The following is a 19,950-nucleotide window of genomic DNA, read 5'->3' as shown; positions in this document are numbered from 1 at the left end:
CTCCGTCGCCCCTACTTATTCGGCACAAACAGCTGCTGGCCGGGCATTACCCTCCCGGCCTGAAGGTCGTTGAGCTGGACGATATCCGCAATCACGTCCCGGGGATCGCGGTCGGGGTCGACTTGTCCTGCGATGGCCCACAGTGATTCACCGGGCTGCACCGTGACCGAAACGGTGGGCGTAACGGTCAGGCCACTGGCATTGTCTGCAGCCTTGGCCGGGGAGTTCAGGAACCCGGCAAGAGTCAGGATCATGGCGGCAAGCAGGACAAGCGGCAGGCCGATCAGGACAATCCGGCCCCGGCGGGTGAGGCGTAGGCGCGGCGGCTTGCCGGGCCGGGACAGTGGCGTTGAAGTTGATGCTGCTGTTGAAGCTGACATGGCGTGAGCCCTCCTGGACCAAGTTGTAGCGCCTCGAGTTCGAACGAACGGTTCGAACACCGGGCTGACAAGCGACCCTGACTAGAACACATGTTCGAACTTTGCTTTTCCTAGTTTTAGCACTTATCAACGAATTAAGTCGAGACTCGCTAGAACAAATGTTTGATAAAGCACTGTGGCTGGCCTACGTTTGAAATCACAGAACAACCACATCTGCAGTTGATCAGCAGGGTCTGACATTTTTCAGGCCGGAAGTTCCCGGCCCCTGCAGCTACCGCGGCCGGGAGGAACGGAAAGGCGTTGGCGAACATGGCAGCACAGGCCTCTGACGGCAAGGCTCCCCAGCGCAGCCCGCGGTCTCAGCGGACCCCCAAAGGACTAACCGTCCGCCAGAAAAAGATCCTGGAGACCATCCAGCGCTCGGTCAATGACAACGGCTACCCGCCGTCGATGCGGGAAATCGGCGACACCGTCGGCCTGGCCAGTCTCTCCAGCGTGACCCATCAGCTCTCGCAGTTGGAAAAGCTTGGCTACCTGCGGCGCGACCCCAAGCGGCCGCGCGCCATGGAGGTCCTGATGCCGCTCACTTTGGATGCGGGGACGGCAAAATCCGGCGGCGCGGACAAGGGCCCCGCCCTTAGCACCGCAGGCGCTTCCGTATCCGAACTGCCCAGCGCGATGGACACCGCGATGGTGCCGCTGGTCGGCCGGATCGCCGCCGGCGGCCCCATCCTGGCGGACCAAATGGTGGAGGACCTGATGCCCCTGCCCCGCCAGCTGGTGGGGCACGGCGAACTGTTCATGCTCAAGGTCGCGGGCGACTCCATGGTGGACGCCGCCATCTGCGACGGGGACTGGGTTGTGGTCCGGCGGCAAAGCGATGCGGTCAACGGCGACATCGTCGCGGCGCTGCTCGACGACGAAGCGACGGTCAAGACCTTCCGGCAGCGGGACGGCCACACGTGGCTGCTTCCGCAGAACACCCGGTACGAACCCATCCTCGGCGACCACGCCGTTGTCATGGGCAAGGTGGTTTCCGTACTTCGCTCGCTATAGCCGCTGCAATCTTCGGCCCCGGGCTGTTATAGCCCGGGGCTTCTTTAGGCCTGTGCGCCGGCGAGCCGTTCGAGTGCTGCGACGGCGGTCTTCCTGTCGGTCGTCGGCCAGAACGGCGGCAGGGCGGCCCGCAGGAACCCGCCATAGCGTTCCGTGGACAGCCGGGAATCCAGCACCGCCACCACACCCTTGTCGTTCGTGGACCGGATGAGCCGTCCTGCCCCCTGGGCCAGCCTGATGGCCGCGTGTGTGGCGGATACGGACATGAAACCGTTGCCGCCGGCCTGGGCAACGGCCCGGGACCGCGCGGTCATCAGGGGGTCGTCCGGCCGCGGGAAGGGGATCCTGTCGATGACCACCAGCCGGCACGACCCGCCCGGCACGTCGACGCCCTGCCACAGTGACATCGTGCCGAACAGGCAGGTATCAGGCTCGTCGGCAAACTGCTTCACAAGTGCCGTCATGGTGGACTCGCCCTGGCAAAGAATGCTGACATCCAGCCGCGTGCGCAGGGCATCTGCCGCTTCCTCGGCGGCCCGCCGTGAGGAGAACAGGCAGAGCGCTCCCCCGCCGGAGGCGCGGATGAGGGACTCGAGTTCGTCCAGCGCCTCAGGCGAAGTGCCGCGGCCCGGTTTCGGCAGGTGCCCTGCCACGTACAGGATGCCCTGCCGGGGGTAGTCGAAGGGCGAACCCACGTCGACGCCGGTCCAGCTCGGCGCGCCGTCCCCGACCAGGCCCAGCCCGCCTGCGGCGGGTTCGAAGGCAGAGCCGATGGCCAGTGTGGCCGATGTGAGCACCACGGTATGGCCGGCGAACAGGCCTTCCCGGAGCCTGCCTGCCACGCTCAGCGGGGCGATGTTGATCAGAGCCGGGGCAGTCTCGTCCGGCGCCGAGTATCCCTGCTGGGGATCAAACGTGCTGTTCCGGGAGAACCAGACCACCTCGCGGTTTTCCCGGGCGGCGATGAGCCGCTCGCAAAGCTCCAAAATCACCAGCAGGCGGGAGCGTGCGAGCTGCCGCCCGCCGTCGGCCGTGGTATTGCTGTCCCCCTTGGAATCCGACAGCGCCGCCCGGCAGGCCTCACGAAGCTGGTCCACACAATCCAGCTGCTCGTCGTTCAGGCCGTTGGGCAGCAAGCCGCTGGGAACGCCGGCAAGAGCCACCTCGAGGTTGGCGGCCGCTGTGTTGAGCGCGTCAACAGTGATCCCGGTGTGCTTGCGGGCGCCGGACGCTGCGGCATGGACCATGGCCACCGACAGCTGCCCCGAAACCGCGCCGGTCACCCGGTCCTGGAGTTCGTGGGCCTCGTCCACCACCACGACGTCGTACTCCGGCAGCACGGCCAGGCCCTCGAAGGCGCTGACGGCCAGCATGGCGTGGTTGGTCACCACGACGTCGGCTTCCGTGGCGTTATGGCGGGCAAGTTCGCTGAAGCATTCTTCGGCGAGGGGGCATTTCTGCGCGCCGAGGCATTCCATGGACGTGACGGACACCTGCCGCCAGGCCCGGTCCGTGACGCCGGGAAGGAGCTCGTCACGGTCGCCCGTGGTGGTCTGCTCCGCCCATTCCCGGAGCCTGACCACCTCCTTGCCCAGCTGGGAGGAGGGGCCGCCCATGGCCGCGGCGAAGTGCGGGACGCTGGTGTCCTCGCCCAGTGAGAAAAGCTGGCCTTCGGAAGGCTCCTCGCTGGGAAAGCCGCCCTCGAGCTTGTGCCTGCAGACGTAGTTGGCACGGCCCTTCACCAGCGCAATCTTCACAGGCCGGTCGAGTGCAGGTTTGAGGCTTTCCAGTAGCCGCGGAAGGTCCCGGCCCACGATCTGGGTCTGCAGCGCGAGGGTGGCGGTGGAGACGAGGGTCGGTTTGTTGCTCTCAAGCGAGTGGGCGATGAGCGGGACAAGGTAGGCCAACGACTTGCCGGTTCCCGTGCCGGCCTGCACCAGCAGGTGGTCGCCGGTTTCGATGGCGCGTGCCACCTGTCGGGCCATCTCGTGCTGGCCGCTGCGGCTTTGGCCGCCCATGCCCGCCACGGCACGGTCGAGCAGCTCCAGTACATGCTGCTCGCCGGCCGTGGCGCTGGCTGCGGCGTCTGCCGCCCCGTCAGTCATTGCTGATGAAGGATTCCAGTTCAGCCGCGAGGCCTTCCCGGACCATGACAACGGCGCGGGTGCCGCCCTCTTCGTGATCCAGGCTAAGGATCTCCGCGTCGGAGTCGTGCAGTTTACTGATCAGATCGCCGCGGTGGTATGGCACGAGGAGCTCCATCTTGACATTCGGCCGCGGGATGGCCTCGCTGATGGCCTTGAGCAGCTCGGCAATACCCTCCCCCGTGCGTGCCGAAACCACCACGTGCCTCGGTTCGCGCTGCTTCAGCCGCTCCACCACAAACGGGTCGGCGGCGTCCGCCTTGTTCAGGACGATGATCTCGGGTACCTTGCGGGCGTCCACCTCGGCGAACACCGACCGGACGGCGGCGATCTGGCCTTCCGGGTCCGGGTGCGACACGTCCACCACGTGCAGGATCAGGTCTGCATCCGCCACTTCCTCAAGGGTGGAGCGGAAGGCCTCCACCAGCTGGGTGGGAAGGGACCGGACGAAACCCACGGTGTCGGCCAGCGTGTAGCCAACGCCGTCGGAGGTCTCGGCCTTGCGGACGGTGGGGTCCAGGGTGGCGAACAGGGCGTTCTCCACCAGGACGCCGGCGTCGGTAAGGCGGTTCAGCAGCGAGGACTTCCCGGCGTTGGTGTATCCGGCAATGGCCACTGACGGGACCTCATTACGACGGCGGTTGGCCCGTTTGGTCTCCCGTGCCGGCTTCATCGCGGCGATCTCGCGCCGCAGCTTGGCCATCCGGGTGCGGATCCTTCGCCGGTCCAGTTCGATCTTTGTTTCACCGGGACCACGCGAGCCCATGCCGGCGCCTGCGCCGCCCACCTGGCCACCGGCCTGGCGGGACATGGATTCACCCCAGCCGCGGAGGCGCGGAAGGAGGTATTCGAGCTGCGCCAGCTCCACTTGAGCCTTGCCTTCACGGCTTTTGGCGTGCTGGGCGAAGATGTCTAGGATCAGCGCCGTGCGGTCAATGACCTTCACCTTGACGATGTCTTCAAGGCCGCGCCGCTGGGACGGGGCGAGTTCGGCGTCCACCACGACGGTATCAGCGCCGGTGGACATCACCACGTCCTTGAGTTCAAGGGCCTTGCCGGAACCAAGGAACGTGCCGGGGTCCGGCTTGGCGCGTCGCTGGACCAGTCCGTCGAGGACTTCCGAGCCCGCTGTTTCCGCCAGCGCGGCGAGTTCACGCAGCGAATTCTCGGCATCAGCCAGCGTGCCTTCGCTCCAGAGGCCGGCGAGCACAACGCGTTCCAGGCGCAGCTGCCGGTATTCGACTTCGGTGACGTCCTCGAGTTCGGTGGACAGCCCGGCAGTACGCCGCAGTGCGCGGCGTTCCTCGAGGTCCTGCTGGTCGCCGTCGAACGTGCTGTGCTCGTCGGCGAGATGCGAGATGGCCTGCGCCTTGCCCAAAACGCCCTGGCTGTCGGCGCGGCTGCCGTTGGCAGGTGCGGCGTTCTTGGCCGGGACGTCCTTGGCGAGGATCCGGTCGATGACAGCCTGGATCTCCTCAGGGCTCATGTCCTGGGCCACTGGCTCGGATCCGGGATTTTGCTGATTGGTCATGGTCTCCTTTGAAGGTTCTGCATCTTCAGAATAGTGCTGATTGCCGCCCTTGGCGGTGGTATTCGCGCTGGGCTGACTACGAGGGGTCATGGAGGGTCTCCTGAAATGCCGGCAGACGTCAGGCATGGCCGGCGGGAAGCGGTCTGATTGAGTGCTGTTCGGGCTGCGCTCGTGCGGAAGATGCGTGCCTGCAAAGGGCAATACCTGCGTCGCATTGGAGGGGAGCCATGGGCCGGCGCCGGCGGCTAAAGGCCGCGGGCAAAAAGAAGTACCGGCTACTCAAAAATCAGGAACATGCCTTCAAGGATACCAGAACGGCCGGCCGGCTTTCCGATCGGCCGGTTTCCCATCGGGCGGGCAGCCCACTAATCTGGCCAGTTATGGAGTCTGCCCACTATTTCAGCGCCTCACCTGCGGGGCCGTTTACCCGCAAGCCCCTCACAGTGGAACTGGCCGGTGAAACGCGGAAGCTGCAGACCTCGTCCGGCATCTTCAGTCCGGACGGGATCGACAAGGGGACGGCCATCCTGCTGGCCGAGGTTCCCGCTCCTTCCCCGCAGGGGAACCTGCTCGACATCGGCTGCGGCTGGGGACCCATCGCCCTGACCATGGCGCTGCGGGCACCGCACGCACAGGTCTACGCCGTGGACGTCAATGAACGATGCATCGCGCTCACCAACGGGAACGCTGAACTGCTTGGGCTGAGCAACGTCGCTGCCAGCACGCCAGAGGATGTGGACCCGGAAATCCGTTTCGACACCATCTGGTCCAATCCGCCGATCCGGATCGGCAAGGATGAACTGCACTCGCTCCTGCTGCTCTGGCTGCCGAGGCTGGCGCCGGGCGGTTCGGCCTGGCTGGTGGTGCAGAAGAACCTGGGCTCGGATACGCTTCAGCGCTGGCTGGCGGAGGTTCTGGATGGCTCCTTCACGGTGACGCGGGAAAACACGTCCAAATCCTTCCGGATCCTGCGGGTCAGGAAAGCGTCCCGGTAGCAACGATCGCTGCCGGGCCGCTGAGCTCAACGTGCTCGCGGCCGCCGGCGACGGTGAAGAACTTCACGCCCACGACGCCGCCCGGCACCTTCACCTGCCAGGCGTCCGGGGCACCCTGCCCTGCCCAGTGACGGATGGCCACCGCCGCCGCACATGCTCCGGTGCCGCAGGACTGCGTTTCGCCGACACCACGTTCGTGGACCCGCATGGTCACGGTGCCCACGCCGTCGTGCACCAGCGGCTCGGCCGGGACAACGAACTCGACGTTGGTGCCATTGGCGGGAGCCGGGTCCACGTGCGGGGCGGTGAAGAGCCGGGTGTCCCGGAGTTCGGACAGCTCGGCCAGGGCGACGACCGTGTGCGGGTTGCCCATGCTGACGGACAGCGCCGGCCGCGGCACCTCGAGTCCGTCGGCGCTAACCAGTGAATCCATGGCGCGGGCCGCTGCCTCGTCCGGGAAAATGAACTCCCAGGGGCCCATGTCGACGGCGTAGCCGTCACCTGTGCGGACGATGGTCTTGACGCCGCCGCGGGTGCCGATGGTCAGCGAGCCGCCGGCAGGCAGCTCAGCCAGGCCTTCGGCCAGGAGGAAGTGGACGAACACGCGCACGCCGTTGCCGCACATCTCCGACAGGGAACCGTCACCGTTGCGGTAATCCATGAACCACTCGGCGTCGGGGTTTTCGGTAAGAATCTGCCGGCCCTCGTCAAGAAGCCGGGACGGCACGGCGCGGATGAGGCCGTCACCGCCGATGCCGCGGTGGCGGTCGCACAGCTGGGCGACCTGCTCCGCGGAGACGGCGTGCACGCCCTCGGGATCAGCGACCAGGACGAAGTCGTTGCCTGTTCCGTGGCCCTTGGAAAACCGCAGTCCGCTCAGTGTGGTGCCGGCGGGCCGGGCTGTTTCTGCAAGGGTTTCATTCATGGTTCAAGGTTACCCGCCCGCCAGCGGCGCCAGAAAAACGGTTTGGATCCACCTGGCCGGCCGCGGGTGTAGTTGCCGGCCCAGAAAAGCGTCGCCCCCAGCAGCGAAACAATCACAACGGTACGGGTTCGCTGCGGGGCGCTCTTTGGCTTGGTGGCAACTGCGAGAGTCATAAGCCTATTTCTTCAAGTGCGTTGGGCGCTGGCTCAGCGGCACAGGCCGGCTGCCTTGGCGGCGAGCCCGGGGTCCTGCCAGTCCAGCCAGCTGATGCGGGGGTCGGCCCGGAACCACGTCAGCTGCCGGCGGGCGAACTGCCTGGTGGCCACGATGGTTTCCTCGGCTGCCTGCGCTACATCCGCTTCGCCATCGAGCACCTTGAGGAACTGGGCGTAGCCCAGTGCGCGGGGTGCGGTCTTGCCGCGGCGAAGGCCCTGGGCGTCCAGCCCTTCGACTTCCGCCAGCAGCCCCCGCTCCACCATCCGATGGACGCGGACAGCGAGCCGGTCCCGTAACTGCTCGCGGTCAACCTCCAGCCCGATCTGGATGGCCGGCTGATGGTACTCGCGGGTTGGCATGAAGGAGCTGAACGGGCGTCCCGTCAGTTCGAACACCTCCAGCGCGCGGATGATGCGGCGGGCGTCGCCGAGGCGCCCGGCGGAGACGGGATCCACGGCCCGGAGGCGGTCCAGCAGCACCGCAGTCCCTTCGGCGGCGTTCTCCTGTTCGAGCCGGGTGCGGATTTCCGGATCGGTTCCCGGGAAGTCCAGCACATCGAGGGCGGCGCGAACATACAGGCCGGACCCGCCGGCAAGGATGGCGCGCTTGCCGCGGCGGTGGATGTCCGCGATGCAGTCCCGTGCCTGCTGCTGGAAGTCGGATACCGACGCCTCCTGCGTCACGTCCAAAATGTCCAGCAGGTGATGCCGGACGCCCCGTTGTTCGGCCTCGGTGACCTTGGCGGTGCCGATGTCCATGCCACGGTAGAACTGCATGGCGTCGGCGTTGATCACCTCGCCGTCCAGGGCCAGGGCAAGATCGACGGCGAGGTCGGACTTGCCCGAACCGGTGGGGCCGACAACCGCTATGACGGGGGGTTGGCCCGCCACCGGGTCAGCGGCTCCGCACCGGGAGTGACGGCATGCCAAGCGACACGCCGGTCCTGCCCGCAGCCCCCGCTGCGCCAGGCGCCGGCACGCCGCAGGAGTCGGCCTGCGCCCTGTCCCAGGCATCGCCGGCACGGGACCGGCGCAGGGAGTAGTCGGCTGCGGTGGCCGGATCGGCGACCAGGTGGAAGGCGGCCGCTGCCGTAATGGTCACTGTCACCAGGTCTCCGGGACGCGGGGCAGGTGCGCCCTCGGGAACCGTGAAGTGGACAAGGCGCTGGTCCTGCGAACGGCCTGAGAGGCGGTGGGTTTCCTCGGACTTCCGGCCGGACTGGGCGGTGACCATGACCTCGACACGGCGTCCCAGCTGCTTGGCGTTCTCTTCCGCCGCGATGCGGTCCTGGAGCGCAGTGAGTCGCTCAAAACGTTCCTGCACCACCGCCTTGGGCAGCTGGTCCGGCAGGTCCGCGGCGGGCGTGCCAGGCCGCTTGGAATACTGGAAGGTGAAGGCCGTGGCGAACCGTGACTTTTCGACGACGTCCAGGGTCGCCTGGAAATCCTCCTCCGTCTCCCCCGGGAAACCGACGATGATGTCCGTGGAAATCGCCGCATGCGGCATCTTGGCGCGGACCTTGTCCAGGATCCCGAGGAACTTCGCCGACCGGTAGGAACGCTTCATGTCACGCAGGACCTTGTCCGATCCCGACTGGAGAGGCATGTGCAGTTGCGGCATGACGTTGGGCGTCTCGGCCATGGCGTCAATGACGTCATCGGTGAACGCGGCCGGGTGGGGGCTCGTGAAACGTACCCGTTCCAGGCCCGGGATCTCGCCGCAGGCGCGCAGCAGCTTGGAGAAGGCCTGGCGGTCTCCGAACTCCACCCCGTACGAGTTCACGTTCTGGCCCAGGAGCGTCACTTCGATGGCGCCGTCGTCCACCAGCGCCTGGACCTCGGCAAGGATCTCCCCCGGCCGGCGGTCCTTTTCCTTGCCCCGCAGGGCTGGGACGATGCAGAAGGTGCAGGTGTTGTTGCAGCCGACCGAAATGGACACCCAACCCGAATAGACAGAGTCGCGCTTGGTGGGCAGCGTGGATGGGAAGACGTCCAGCGACTCGAGGATTTCCAGCTGCGCCTCGTTGTTGTGGCGCGCCCGGTCCAAAAGTGCAGGCAGGGCGCCGACATTGTGCGTGCCGAAGACGGCATCGACCCAGGGCGCCTTCTTCAGGATGGTTTCGCGGTCCTTCTGGGCGAGGCAGCCGCCGACGGCGATCTGCATCCCCGGGTTGGCTGCCTTGATGGGGGCCAACTGGCCGAGGTTGCCGTAGAGCTTGTTGTCGGCGTTTTCCCGCACAGCGCAGGTGTTGAAGACGACAACGTCAGCCTGGGCACCGTCCGCCGGTACATAACCGGCGGCTTCCAGCATGCCCGCCATGCGCTCGGAGTCGTGAACGTTCATCTGGCAGCCGAAGGTGCGCACCTGGTAGGTGCGGGGCACAGCGGCGTCACCAGTCGGGTCGTTTTCGGTGCCGGTTGCGGGGGAAGGATAGGTCAGACTCACCCACTAAGGGTACCGGCTGCGCTCACTCCCAGTGAGCGGCGGCCTCGTAAGTGTCCTCGTCGGATGCAGCGCCGCCGGCTGCAGCGTCCAGGACCTCCCCCACGATCCGGAAAGCCTGCGAGGGCTGGTACCCCTTGCGGGCAAGCATGGACGCGAGCCGCCGTGTGGTCTTGTCGCGTTCCGCCCGGTCAGTCAGGTCCGTCCCCGGCCGAAGCTTGCGTTCCACCAAGTGGCGCGCGGCGGCTTCTTCGTCCTCGTCGCTGAGCTGCTCCAGGGCCGAGGCCGCGGTGTCAGGGTCAATGCCCTTGTCCGCGAGCTCCCGGCGCAGGGCTCCCTTCGCCAGCCTGCGCGACTGCGACCTGCTCCGCACCCACATGTCCGCGAATTCGGCGTCGTCGACGAGCCGGACCTCTTCGAAGCGGTCCAGCACGGCCGCGGCGACGTCCTCCGGCACGTTTCGCTCGGCCAGCTTGCGTTCAAGCTGCAGGCGGCTCTTGGGCGACGCGGTCAGTTGGCGAAGAACGATGGCGCGCGCCACCGACGCCGGGTCCGCCTCCCGGTCCTCATCCGGATCGGGGCCGGGTCCTGCTTGCCGGTCCCCTCCGGCCTTGGCGAAGGCCGAGGAAGACCGGCGTCTGTTAGAAGCCGTCAACGGCCTTCAGCTTCGGTGAAGCTTCGGACTCGGCCGGGGCCTTCACGCCGACGCCGAGCTTTTCCTTGATCAGGCGCTCGAGCTCGGCCGCCAGTTCCGGGTTGTCGCGCAGGAAGCGGCGCGAGTTCTCCATGCCCTGGCCGAGCTGGTCGCCGTCGTAGGTGAACCATGACCCGGACTTCTTGATGATGCCGTGCTCCACGCCCATGTCAATGATGCCGCCCTCGCGGGAGATGCCCTGGCCGTAAATGATGTCGAATTCGGCGATCTTGAACGGCGGGGCCATCTTGTTCTTGACGATCTTGGCCTTGGTGCGGTTGCCCACGGAGTCCGCGCCCTCCTTGAGGGTCTGGATGCGGCGGACGTCGATACGCACGGAGGCGTAGAACTTCAGCGCCTTACCACCGGTGGTGGTTTCCGGTGAACCGAAGAACACACCGATCTTTTCACGCAGCTGGTTGATGAAGATGGCTGTGGTCTTGGTCTGGCTCAGCCGGCCGGTGATCTTTCGCAGGGCCTGGCTCATGAGGCGTGCCTGCAGGCCGACGTGGCTGTCGCCCATGTCGCCTTCAATTTCCGCTCGCGGCACCAGGGCTGCCACGGAGTCGATGACGACGACATCCAGGGAGCCGGAACCGATGAGCATGTCCATGATTTCCAGAGCCTGCTCGCCGGTGTCCGGCTGGGACACGAGCAGTGCGTCGGTGTCGACGCCCAGCTTTGCGGCGTATTCGGGATCCAGGGCATGTTCGGCGTCAATGAAGGCGGCAATGCCGCCTTGGCGCTGGGCATTGGCGACGGCGTGCAGGGCAACCGTGGTCTTACCGGAGGATTCCGGTCCGTAGATTTCCACGATGCGGCCGCGGGGCAGGCCGCCAATTCCCAAGGCGACGTCCAAGGCGATGGAGCCGGTCGGAATGACCTCGATGGGCGCACGGACTTCGTCGCCCAGGCGCATGACCGAGCCTTTGCCGAACTGCTTGTCAATCTGGGCAAGTGCTGCGTCGAGCGCCTTCTGGCGATCCGGGGCTGCGGCCATGATTCACACCTCTAATACTTTCTCGCTTTGGAGGGGCCTCTGGGGCCCTTTGTCTGTCATCACCGACGCTAGCTTTACCCGCTGACATTCTTACCGGGCAGGCGTACGTATGTGGATAACCCGCTGCCAAAAAGCATAGTCGCACCCGAACAGATATTCGAACAATCGGTCGGCGTGTCAGCAGTTTCCCAAGCCGGGCGGGAGTTGCTCAGACCAGGTCTGCGCCATTGTGGCGGGGCTTGATATCGCGGCCGAGACGGCGCTCCTCGGGGACGTCCTGCACGTCGCACACCGCCAGCCAGATGTCACGGGGACTGACGCCCGCAGCGAGGGCCTGGTTCGCCGTCCGGCCACCGACTCCGGCAAGGACGAGGGAGCCACCCAGTACACGCGAGTAGCCGGCCCCGAATTCGTCGTCCATCAGCCGCCAGAAATCACTAATCCTCACTCAATACAGTCTCTCACGGACGCTGACTCTAGAATGGTTGCCATGAGCAACCCCGCTGAAGCCCCCGGAGCCGCTGCCCCCTTCGAGGACACGCTTGATACGGCACTGACCAATGTGGAGCACCAGATCAGTCTTTTCTGGCGACGGGCCCGGTCCATTTCGCAGCAACTGTCGCGCGAGGTCCACCCGGACATGGAGCCGGCCGCCTACGGACTGCTTACCGTAATCCGCAAAAGCGGCCCCATCCGCCTCACGGAGCTTGCATCCTGCATCGGCGTCGGCAAGCCGTCCGTCAGCAGGCAAATCGCGTTCCTTGAAAACATCGGCCTGGTGCTCAAGGAAGCCGACCCGCTGGACGGCAGGGCGCAAACGATCAGACTCACAGCCGAGGGCGAAGAGAAGATGCACCAGGTGCAGGATGCCCGGCGGCAGGTGTTCCGGGAACGCCTGGGCGAATGGCCGGTGGAGGACCTCGAGGCGCTGGCCGCCTACATGGCCAAGCTCAACGCCACGTACGAACGTGACGGATTCCCCCGCGACGGCGCCTAGACTAAGACTTATTTCAGGGCACGACGAAGGCCTCCGGCAGATTGCCGGAGGCCTTCGCAGTTGCTATTGAGTCCGGATTTCCGGGTTCCGTTACCGGGCGCCCGAGAGCATTTCGGTGGCGAGTTCGTTGTTAAGCTCGCTGCTCAGGTCACGCTCCAGGTCCCGACCGTAACGCTGGGAGAATTCCTGCGGGACGGTGTCGGGCACGGCAACGCCTTCAGCGACAGCGACGCGGTCGCTGACCTCACGGAGCATGCTGGATAGCGGAACATCCAGCGCCGAACAGATCGAGGACAGGAGTTCCGAGGAAGCTTCCTTCTGACCGCGTTCCACTTCACTCAGGTAACCCAGGGACACCCGGGCGCTGTGCGAGACTTCGCGGAGGGTACGCCCTTGACGCTGGCGGACATCGCGCAGTACATCACCGATTTCGTGACGAAGTACAACCATCTTGCGCTCCTTCTGTTCGCTCTTGGCCTGATCGGCGAGGCCCACGTCCTTCCAGCGGACAACGCCGTTTACGGACACGGGCTGCTTTACCATCTGTATCGCCTTGCTCCCTCGTGGTTCCGGTTCACTGTGACGCAAACCGCATATGTTCTCTTCATCCTAGGCGCCTCCCTCAGGGAGAGGCGACACAATGTGACAACTATTCGGATTCACTTTTTGTTCCCGGCAACGTTACTCCGGGTAGCTTAGCGCAGTCAGCGGGCCAAGCCAGCGTAGCCGGAAAACTCAGCTTAACGCAGCCAGTGCCTCCTGAAGCCGCTCCAAAGCAGCGCCACAGGCCAGCCCGCGGATTTCTGCCCGGGTGCCCTGGAAGCTGTAGGGAAAGGCCTGCACTCGGTCCGCGGTGGCGACGCCCACGAACACTGTTCCAACCGCTTTGCCGTCGTGCGCGTCAGGGCCGGCCACACCGGTGGTGGAGACGGCGAGGTCGGCGCCGCAGACTCGCCGGGCGCCTTCGGCCATGGCGGCAGCCACTGCTTCATCCACCGATCCGACGGCGTCCAGCAGGTCCTGCGGAACGCCAAGGACGTCCCGCTTCACGGTGTTGCTGTAGGAGACCACGCCGCCCTGCAGCATGGCGGACGCCCCTGGGGTGTCGGCCAGTACAGCGGCGACCATTCCTGCGGTGAGTGATTCCGCGGTGGCCACGGTGACGCCGCGCCCAACGGCCGCAGCCACGGCTTCCCCGGCGATCCGGTGCAGATTCGTCACGGCTTGCCCTCCTCGTTCTCGTGCTGGCCAAGGTCCGCAGCCCGCCGGCGCAGCCCCTCCGACCTGACTTTTAGTGCCTGCACGACGTATTCGACGCCGGTCCAGACGGTGATCAGCACGGCTGCCAGCATCACCCCGAAGGCCACCCAGGTCAGCCACGGTGCGATGGATGCCAGCGGAACGAGGTAGAGGAAGATCGCCACCGTCTGGACAACCGTCTTGAGCTTGCCGCCGCGTGACGCCGGGATGACGCCGTAGCGGATCACGAAGAACCGCAGCGCCGTGATGCCCCACTCACGGACCAGGATCACGATCGTCATCCACCAGGGCAGCTCATTCAGGACGGACAGCATGACCAGGGCGGATCCGGTCAGCAGCTTGTCCGCGATCGGATCGGCAATCTTGCCGAAGTCGGTGACCAGTCCCCTGCTGCGGGCGATGTCGCCGTCGAGCTTGTCCGTGTAAATCGCGACGGCGAACGCCGCCACGGCTGCCCAGCGCCACCCGCCGGACTCGCTTCGCAGGCCCGGGGCATCGGCCATGAGGAACCACACGAAGAACGGCACCAGCACAATGCGGAGCATCGTGAGGATGTTGGGAAGATTCCAGATCCCGGAGCTGTTGGAGCCGGCCGCGGTCGCTTCGGTGCTAGTCACCCTTCTAGGCTACCGTCTTCGGCGCTACCGCTTTCTTGTTGATCGTCATTAGGACTACCGGCCGGTGAGGGACCAGGCGTCCTCGGAACCGTCCTCGTCGTCGCCGGAACTGTCGGCGCCGTCGTAGTATTCGACACTCTGGGTGCGGTTGTCCAGGTCCGCGGCAACGAGGTCCTCCGCGTAGCCACCCTGCGCGATGTTGGCGTTGGCGTTGTCACTGAGCGCGGCGGTCTGCGAATCGGCCGTGGCCGGAGCCTCCTGGCCCTTCATCGCGGCCAGCACCGCGGCAAGGTCGTCCGGCTTGACCAGCACATCGCGCGCCTTGGAGCCTTCCGACGGACCAACAACGCCACGTGATTCGAGCAGGTCCATGAGGCGGCCTGCCTTTGCGAACCCGACGCGGAGCTTGCGCTGCAGCATGGACGTCGAACCGAACTGGGTGGTGACCACCAGCTCCGTGGCCTGCAGCAGCACTTCGAGGTCGTCCCCGATGTCGTCGTCGATCTGCTTCTTCTGGGCCTCGGGTGCGACGTCGTCACGGTAGACGGCCTGGAGCTGGCCCTTCACATGTTCAACGACCTTGTGGATCTCGGATTCGGTCACCCAAGCGCCCTGCACACGCATCGCCTTGGAGGCACCCATGGGAAGGAACAGCGCGTCACCCTGTCCGATCAGCTTCTCCGCCCCGGGCTGGTCGAGGACCACGCGGGAGTCCGTCACGGATGAGGTGGCGAAGGCCATGCGGGACGGCACGTTGGCCTTGATGAGGCCGGTGACCACGTCAACGGACGGGCGCTGGGTGGCGAGCACCAGGTGGATGCCGGCCGCGCGGGCCAGCTGCGTGATGCGGACGATGGAATCTTCCACGTCCCGCGGTGCCACCATCATCAGGTCGGCAAGCTCGTCCACAATCACCAGGAGGTACGGGTAGGGCCGGATGACCCTCTTGGAATCCACCGGCGGCTGGACCTTGCCGGCGCGCACTGCCTTGTTGAAGTCGTCGACGTGCTTGAAGCCGTAGTTGGCCAGGTCATCGTAGCGGGCGTCCATTTCACGGACCACCCACTGCAGCGCCTCGGCAGCCTTCTTGGGGTTGGTGATGATGGGCGTGATGAGGTGCGGCACGCCTTCGTAGGCGGTGAGCTCCACGCGCTTGGGGTCCACCATGACCATACGGACCTCGTCGGGGGTGGCCCGCATCAGCAGGGACGTGATCATGGAGTTCACGAACGAGGACTTACCGGCACCGGTGGCACCGGCCACCAGCAGGTGGGGCATCTTCGCCAGGTTGGCCACGACGTAGCCGCCCTCGACGTCCTTGCCCACGCCCATGACCATGGGGTGGTCCGTGCGGCGGGCGTTCTGGCTGCGCAGGACGTCGCCCAGCGACACGGTCTCGCGGTCCGTGTTGGGGATCTCGATGCCGATGGCCGACTTACCGGGAATGGGGCTGAGGATGCGGACGTCGCTCGAGGCGACAGCGTAGGAGATGTTTTTGGACAGCGCGGTGACCCGCTCCACCTTGGTGCCCGGCGCCAGTTCGATCTCGTACCTGGTCACAGTCGGACCGCGGCTGAAACCGGTCACAGTGGCATCCACGTTGAACTGCTGGAGCGTGTCAGTCAGGGCGGCCACGACGGCGTCGTTGGCCTCCGTACGTTCCTTGGGAATGGAGCCGGGTGTGAGCACGTCGGACGACGGCAGCGTGTAGGTGACATCGCCAGCGAGGGACAGCTGCTCCGTGCGCTGCGGAATCGGTGTGGGCGGCGGTGCAGGCGCCACTGGCTTGGACGGCACCTGCACGGCAGCAGCGGGCGCAGCCACCGAACCGGCCATACCCGGGGTCACGAGCGGAATGGCCTCGGTGGCGTTCTCGGCGTCGGCGCCCTTGGCGCCGAGTCCCTGGGCTGCCTTGATCTTCTCGACGGCGATCTCCGCCTGCGTGGGCCGCCGGACTCCGGGGGCCACAGCAGGGCGCCCCTTGCCTGCCTCCGGTGACGGCTCGTCGTCGTCGACCACGGCATGCTCAAAGGCTTCGTCTCCGACGTAGCCTTCCAGCCGGGGATCGGCTTCCTCATCCTTGCCGAAGAGCCGCTTGCGCTTCTTCTTCGGGGCGGGAGGGCTGTTCTCGTACAGGTAGCTGCGGTCGTGGGCGTTGCCGTCGTTCTCCTGAAGGTCGATGCCCATCAGGTGCTCATAGGCGCCGCGCAACCGCCGCGGTATGGCGCCGAACGGGGTGGCCGTCACGATGAGGACAGACACGAAGGCCAGCAGCCCGTACAGGACCACCGGGACAGCTGGGTGAATGGCGGCCAACGGCGAGGCCGCCAGGAAGCCCAGCATGCCGCCCGCCTGCCGCAGCCCGTCGAAGCCCTCGCTGACGGTCGGCTGGCCGCCCACAATGTGCGCGATGCCGCACCCTGCGAACGTCATGATGAGGAAGCCGATTCCCACGCGGTTGTTTCCGCGGCCGTCTACAGGCTGCCGGAACAGCCTGCAGGCGCACACGAAGAGCATGAGCGGCAGGACGAGCGACATCCAGCCGAAAGTGCCGTTGACCACGGCGTAGACGGCGTCCGGGAACCAGCCTCGGAAACCCCACCAGGCGAAAGTGGCGATGAAGACCGCCAGGGCCAGGTTGAACAGGGCGGCCCCGTCACGGCGGTCTTCGGGTGCGATGTCGCTGACGTCCTGGCCGATCCGGCGCACTCCCCCGCCCACCAGATGCCCGATGCCCAGCCAGGCCCCGCCGGCCACCCGCAGCAGCCAGGGCTGCCGGTGTTCGACGGCGGGAAGCTGGCGCGTGCGGGCGCTGCCGGCGGACGATCCGGCCCGGCCGGTTTTCGCCGCCGGCGAGCCGCTGCGGCCTGCGGATGCGCCCGTTTTACTGCTGGGGGCACGTTTTGGCGCGGGGGAAGTACGAGTGGCCATATCTGCCACGGTACTCCACCGCGGCCGCGAACAGCGGATTTCCGGGCCTTCCGGGGGCTGTGTTCAGCCCCCGGGCACCGGCAGTTAGGCCTCCAGGACCACCGGGATGATCATGGGGCGCCGGCGCAGCTTGCGGTTGACCCACGTGCCAACGACCCGGCGGATGATCTGCTGCAGCTGGTGGTTAGTGTGGTCAGCGTTGCTGAGCACAGCCTCCTCCAGTGCGGCGTTGATCTTGGGAATGATGTCGTCGAAGACCGAGTCGTCCTCGGCGACGCCGCGAGCGTGGATCTCCGGCCCGGAGACAACCTTGCCGGTTGCCCTGTTGATGACCGTGATGATGGAGATGAAGCCTTCATCGCCCAGAACGCGGCGGTCCTTGAGGTCTGCGTCGGTGATTTCGCCGACGCTGGAGCCGTCCACGTACACGAAGCCGACCTCCACCTGGCCCACGATGTCGGCGCGGTGGTCGTGAAGGTCGATCACAGTGCCGTTGTCTGCCAGCAGGATGCTTGCGGCCGGAACTCCCGATTCCTCCGCGATCTTGCCGTTGGCGATCAGGTGGCGGGTTTCGCCGTGCACCGGCATGGCGTTGAGCGGCTCGAGGATGTTGTAGCAGTAGAGGAGCTCCCCCGCCGCGGCATGGCCGGACACATGAACCTTGGCGTTGCCCTTATGGATGACGTCGGCGCCGAGCTTCAGCAGGCCGTTGATGATGCGGAAGACGGCATTCTCGTTGCCGGGAATGAGGCTGGACGCCAGAATGACGGTGTCGCCTTGGCCCACCACCACGCGGTGGTCGCCGTTGGCCATGCGTGAGAGCGCGGCCATGGGTTCGCCCTGGGAGCCGGTGGACATCAGGACCACCCGGTTGTCCGGCAGCGTGTCAATGTTCTTCAGGTCCACCACGATGCCGTCCGGCACGTGCAGGTAGCCGAGTTTGGCGGCGATGGCCATGTTCCGCACCATGGAACGCCCCACGAAGGCGACGTTGCGGCCGTGCTTGGCCGCGGCGTCCAGGACCTGCTGCACCCTGTGCACGTGGGATGAGAACGACGCCACGATGATGCGCTTGGTGGCCTGGCCGAAGAGCCGGTCCAGCGTGGGGCCGATCTCCTTCTCCGCGGTGGTGAATCCAGGGACGTCGGCGTTGGTCGAGTCGGACATGAACAGGTCCACGCCTTCTTCGCCCAGCTTGGCGAAGTGCCGGAGATCGGTGATGCGGCCGTCGAGCGGCAGCTGGTCCATCTTGAAGTCACCGGTATGCAGCACCGTCCCGCCGGCCGTGCGGATGAAGACCGCCAGGGCGTCCGGGATGGAGTGGTTGACCGCAACAAACTCGCACTGGAAGGGACCGAACTGCTCCACCTGCCCCTCGGTGACGGACAGCGTGTAGGGCCTGATCCGGTGTTCCTGCAGCTTGGCTTCAATCAGCGCGAGGGTCAGCTGCGATCCCACGAGCGGAATGTCGTTGCGGAGCCGCAGCAGGTACGGAACGGCTCCGATGTGGTCCTCGTGGCCGTGCGTGAGGACCACGGCCACGATGTCATTGATCCGGTCCTCGATGTAGGAGAAATCGGGCAGGATCAGGTCAACGCCGGGCTGGGTTTCCTCGGGGAAGAGGACGCCGCAGTCGACGACCAGCAGCTTGCCGTCGATTTCGAACACAGCCATGTTCCGGCCGATTTCGCCGAGCCCGCCCAGCGGAACAATCCGCAGGGTGCCCTGGGGAAGGCTGGGAGGCGTAACGAGGCCGGGGAGGGCTACTTGGGTCATAATGCACTTCTTTCCAGACGGAAGAGTGCCGGTCTCAGTCCGTCAGGAAAAGACCAGCCCTCCTTTCGCCAAGTCCTCGCGGATGGTTTCGATCTCGGCTTCGTCCGGCTCCACGAGGGGCAAGCGGACAATCGAGTTGGGCAGGACTCCCTGCCATTTAAGAATTTGCTTGGCTGCAACGGCGCCTTGGACGCGGGTCATCGTGGCGCGCACTACCGGCTCAAGCTCGAAGTTGATCTTGCGGGCCGTGCCGAGGTCGTTCGCGTTGATCGCGTCGATGAGCTCCCGGAAGCGGCGGGTGGCGACGTGCGTGGTGACACCCACGAGGCCCACGGCGCCCAGGGCCATCCACTGCAGGGTCAGGCCGTCGTCGCCGGAGTAGAAGGCAAGGTCGGTCTCAGCCAGAACGCGGGTTGCTGCTGCGAAGTCGGCCTTGGCGTCCTTGACGGCCACGATGTTCGGGTGCTGGGCGAGGCGGATCATGGTGTCCGGCGCGATCTCGATGGAGGACCGCCCGGGGATGTCGTAGAGCATGACGGGCAGGTCCGTGGCGGATGCGACCGTCTCGAAGTGCGCCCGGACGCCGGCCTGGCTGGGCTTGTTGTAGTAGGGCGTGACGATCAGCAGGCCGTCGACGCCCAGCTTGGCGGCTTCCTGGGACAGGTGCACCGAGTGGGCGGTGTCGTTGGTTCCGGTGCCAGCGATAACGGCGGCACGCCCGCCAACGGCTTCCATCACGGCGCGGAACATTCCGAGGTTTTCCTCGTCGGTGAGGGTGGACGTCTCGCCGGTGGTTCCGGTGACAACCAGGCCGTCACAGCCGTCGTCAACGAGCTTGCTGGCCAGTTCCGCGGCCTGCTGGTAATCGACCTTGCCGTCCATCGTGAACGGGGTAACCATGGCGGTCAGGAGGGTGCCCAGGGCAGGAAGGTTCGCGGAAGTGTCAGCCATGGGAAAAACGTTACCCTGTCACGTGCAGGTTAGGA

18 protein-coding genes are annotated in these 19,950 nt (G+C 66.0%); 3 read left to right on the top strand and 15 right to left on the bottom strand.

Annotated elements, in window-relative coordinates; genetic code table 11:
* Window positions 1-11: 11 nt before the first annotated feature.
* Window positions 12-380: a LysM peptidoglycan-binding domain-containing protein gene (locus tag QFZ33_RS09120; RefSeq protein ID WP_307026765.1), complete on the bottom strand. Its 369-nt coding sequence runs from the start codon at window positions 378-380 to the stop codon at window positions 12-14.
* Between the two features lie 309 nt (window positions 381-689).
* On the opposite strand from QFZ33_RS09120, the gene lexA reads away from it, so the two are divergent.
* Window positions 690-1,436, top strand: coding sequence for a transcriptional repressor LexA (gene lexA / locus QFZ33_RS09115; protein WP_307026763.1), 747 nt, complete (start codon window positions 690-692; stop codon window positions 1,434-1,436).
* Window positions 1,437-1,480: 44 nt separating this feature from the next.
* On the opposite strand, the gene QFZ33_RS09110 is transcribed toward lexA, so the two are convergent.
* Together QFZ33_RS09110 and hflX are read right to left on the bottom strand one after the other, a co-directional pair.
* Complete coding sequence (locus tag QFZ33_RS09110) at window positions 1,481-3,541, bottom strand: ATP-dependent DNA helicase (protein ID WP_307026761.1); 2,061 nt, start codon at window positions 3,539-3,541, stop codon at window positions 1,481-1,483.
* Window positions 3,534-5,111, bottom strand: a complete 1,578-nt coding sequence (gene hflX / locus QFZ33_RS09105; RefSeq protein ID WP_307026759.1) for a GTPase HflX — start codon at window positions 5,109-5,111, stop codon at window positions 3,534-3,536. Before hflX ends, QFZ33_RS09110 begins: the two co-directional genes overlap by 8 nt.
* Before the next feature lie 380 nt (window positions 5,112-5,491).
* Here hflX and QFZ33_RS09100 point away from each other — a divergent pair, with 380 nt between their 5' ends.
* Window positions 5,492-6,106: a class I SAM-dependent methyltransferase gene (locus QFZ33_RS09100; RefSeq protein WP_214851031.1), complete on the top strand. Its 615-nt coding sequence runs from the start codon at window positions 5,492-5,494 to the stop codon at window positions 6,104-6,106.
* Here the strand turns inward: QFZ33_RS09100 and dapF are convergent.
* From dapF to QFZ33_RS09070, 6 genes are all read right to left on the bottom strand, one after another.
* Window positions 6,087-7,031: a diaminopimelate epimerase gene (gene dapF, locus QFZ33_RS09095; protein WP_307026756.1), complete on the bottom strand. Its 945-nt coding sequence runs from the start codon at window positions 7,029-7,031 to the stop codon at window positions 6,087-6,089. The genes QFZ33_RS09100 and dapF overlap by 20 nt on opposite strands.
* Window positions 7,032-7,237: 206 nt before the next feature.
* Window positions 7,238-8,137 (bottom strand): tRNA (adenosine(37)-N6)-dimethylallyltransferase MiaA, encoded by a 900-nt coding sequence (gene miaA / locus QFZ33_RS09090; protein WP_307026754.1) that lies wholly within the window; start codon window positions 8,135-8,137, stop codon window positions 7,238-7,240.
* Between the two features lie 4 nt (window positions 8,138-8,141).
* Window positions 8,142-9,692 (bottom strand): tRNA (N6-isopentenyl adenosine(37)-C2)-methylthiotransferase MiaB, encoded by a 1,551-nt coding sequence (gene miaB, locus QFZ33_RS09085; RefSeq protein WP_307026752.1) that lies wholly within the window; start codon window positions 9,690-9,692, stop codon window positions 8,142-8,144.
* Between the two features lie 22 nt (window positions 9,693-9,714).
* A complete protein-coding gene (locus tag QFZ33_RS09080) occupies window positions 9,715-10,230 on the bottom strand; it encodes a regulatory protein RecX (protein WP_307031739.1) in 516 nt (171 codons plus the stop codon).
* A gap of 100 nt (window positions 10,231-10,330) precedes the next feature.
* On the bottom strand, window positions 10,331-11,383 hold the full coding sequence (gene recA / locus QFZ33_RS09075) for a recombinase RecA (RefSeq protein WP_307026750.1): 1,053 nt from the start codon (window positions 11,381-11,383) through the stop codon (window positions 10,331-10,333).
* 208 nt (window positions 11,384-11,591) lie between these two features.
* Window positions 11,592-11,831: a DUF3046 domain-containing protein gene (locus tag QFZ33_RS09070; protein WP_307026748.1), complete on the bottom strand. Its 240-nt coding sequence runs from the start codon at window positions 11,829-11,831 to the stop codon at window positions 11,592-11,594.
* Window positions 11,832-11,873: 42 nt separating this feature from the next.
* Between QFZ33_RS09070 and QFZ33_RS09065 the strand changes: the two genes are divergently transcribed.
* Window positions 11,874-12,380 (top strand): MarR family winged helix-turn-helix transcriptional regulator, encoded by a 507-nt coding sequence (locus tag QFZ33_RS09065; protein WP_307026746.1) that lies wholly within the window; start codon window positions 11,874-11,876, stop codon window positions 12,378-12,380.
* Between the two features lie 90 nt (window positions 12,381-12,470).
* Here QFZ33_RS09065 and QFZ33_RS09060 read toward each other — a convergent pair whose 3' ends face one another.
* The 6 genes from QFZ33_RS09060 to dapA all read right to left on the bottom strand — a co-directional run bounded on the left by QFZ33_RS09060 (window position 12,471) and on the right by dapA (window position 19,915).
* Window positions 12,471-12,923, bottom strand: coding sequence for a helix-turn-helix domain-containing protein (locus QFZ33_RS09060; RefSeq protein ID WP_003798764.1), 453 nt, complete (start codon window positions 12,921-12,923; stop codon window positions 12,471-12,473).
* 192 nt (window positions 12,924-13,115) lie between these two features.
* On the bottom strand, window positions 13,116-13,601 hold the full coding sequence (locus QFZ33_RS09055; protein WP_307026744.1) for a CinA family protein: 486 nt from the start codon (window positions 13,599-13,601) through the stop codon (window positions 13,116-13,118).
* On the bottom strand, window positions 13,598-14,257 hold the full coding sequence (pgsA, locus tag QFZ33_RS09050; RefSeq protein WP_307026742.1) for a CDP-diacylglycerol--glycerol-3-phosphate 3-phosphatidyltransferase: 660 nt from the start codon (window positions 14,255-14,257) through the stop codon (window positions 13,598-13,600). The genes QFZ33_RS09055 and pgsA overlap by 4 nt, the downstream gene beginning before the upstream one ends.
* A gap of 54 nt (window positions 14,258-14,311) precedes the next feature.
* Window positions 14,312-17,188 carry an FtsK/SpoIIIE family DNA translocase gene (locus QFZ33_RS09045; protein WP_307026740.1) on the bottom strand — a complete coding sequence of 959 codons (2,877 nt, stop codon included), beginning with the start codon at window positions 17,186-17,188 and terminating at the stop codon, window positions 14,312-14,314.
* A gap of 84 nt (window positions 17,189-17,272) precedes the next feature.
* Window positions 17,273-18,964, bottom strand: a complete 1,692-nt coding sequence (locus QFZ33_RS09040; protein WP_307026738.1) for a ribonuclease J — start codon at window positions 18,962-18,964, stop codon at window positions 17,273-17,275.
* Window positions 18,965-19,006: 42 nt separating this feature from the next.
* Entirely contained in the window at window positions 19,007-19,915 is a 909-nt protein-coding gene (dapA, locus tag QFZ33_RS09035; protein WP_214850936.1) for a 4-hydroxy-tetrahydrodipicolinate synthase, read from the bottom strand.
* Window positions 19,916-19,950: the final 35 nt, after the last annotated feature.

It is taken from the genome of Arthrobacter globiformis (assembly GCF_030815865.1).
GTDB lineage: Bacteria > Actinomycetota > Actinomycetes > Actinomycetales > Micrococcaceae > Arthrobacter > Arthrobacter globiformis_B.
Note: the sequence above shows the minus strand (reverse complement) of the source record. Positions and strands in the feature narration are given on the sequence as shown.

Excerpts from the sequence above, each read along its gene's own strand:
- QFZ33_RS09120 (WP_307026765.1), bottom strand. The coding sequence starts at position 380 with ATGTCAGCTTCAACAGCAGCATCAACTTCAACGCCACTGTCCCGGCCC.
- lexA (WP_307026763.1), top strand. The coding sequence starts at position 690 with ATGGCAGCACAGGCCTCTGACGGCAAGGCTCCCCAGCGCAGCCCGCGG.
- QFZ33_RS09110 (WP_307026761.1), bottom strand. The coding sequence starts at position 3,541 with ATGACTGACGGGGCGGCAGACGCCGCAGCCAGCGCCACGGCCGGCGAG.
- hflX (WP_307026759.1), bottom strand. The coding sequence starts at position 5,111 with ATGACCAATCAGCAAAATCCCGGATCCGAGCCAGTGGCCCAGGACATG.
- QFZ33_RS09100 (WP_214851031.1), top strand. The coding sequence starts at position 5,492 with ATGGAGTCTGCCCACTATTTCAGCGCCTCACCTGCGGGGCCGTTTACC.
- dapF (WP_307026756.1), bottom strand. The coding sequence starts at position 7,031 with ATGAATGAAACCCTTGCAGAAACAGCCCGGCCCGCCGGCACCACACTG.
- recA (WP_307026750.1), bottom strand. The coding sequence starts at position 11,383 with ATGGCCGCAGCCCCGGATCGCCAGAAGGCGCTCGACGCAGCACTTGCC.
- QFZ33_RS09065 (WP_307026746.1), top strand. The coding sequence starts at position 11,874 with ATGAGCAACCCCGCTGAAGCCCCCGGAGCCGCTGCCCCCTTCGAGGAC.
- QFZ33_RS09060 (WP_003798764.1), bottom strand. The coding sequence starts at position 12,923 with ATGGTAAAGCAGCCCGTGTCCGTAAACGGCGTTGTCCGCTGGAAGGAC.
- QFZ33_RS09045 (WP_307026740.1), bottom strand. The coding sequence starts at position 17,188 with ATGGCCACTCGTACTTCCCCCGCGCCAAAACGTGCCCCCAGCAGTAAA.
- QFZ33_RS09040 (WP_307026738.1), bottom strand. The coding sequence starts at position 18,964 with ATGACCCAAGTAGCCCTCCCCGGCCTCGTTACGCCTCCCAGCCTTCCC.
- dapA (WP_214850936.1), bottom strand. The coding sequence starts at position 19,915 with ATGGCTGACACTTCCGCGAACCTTCCTGCCCTGGGCACCCTCCTGACC.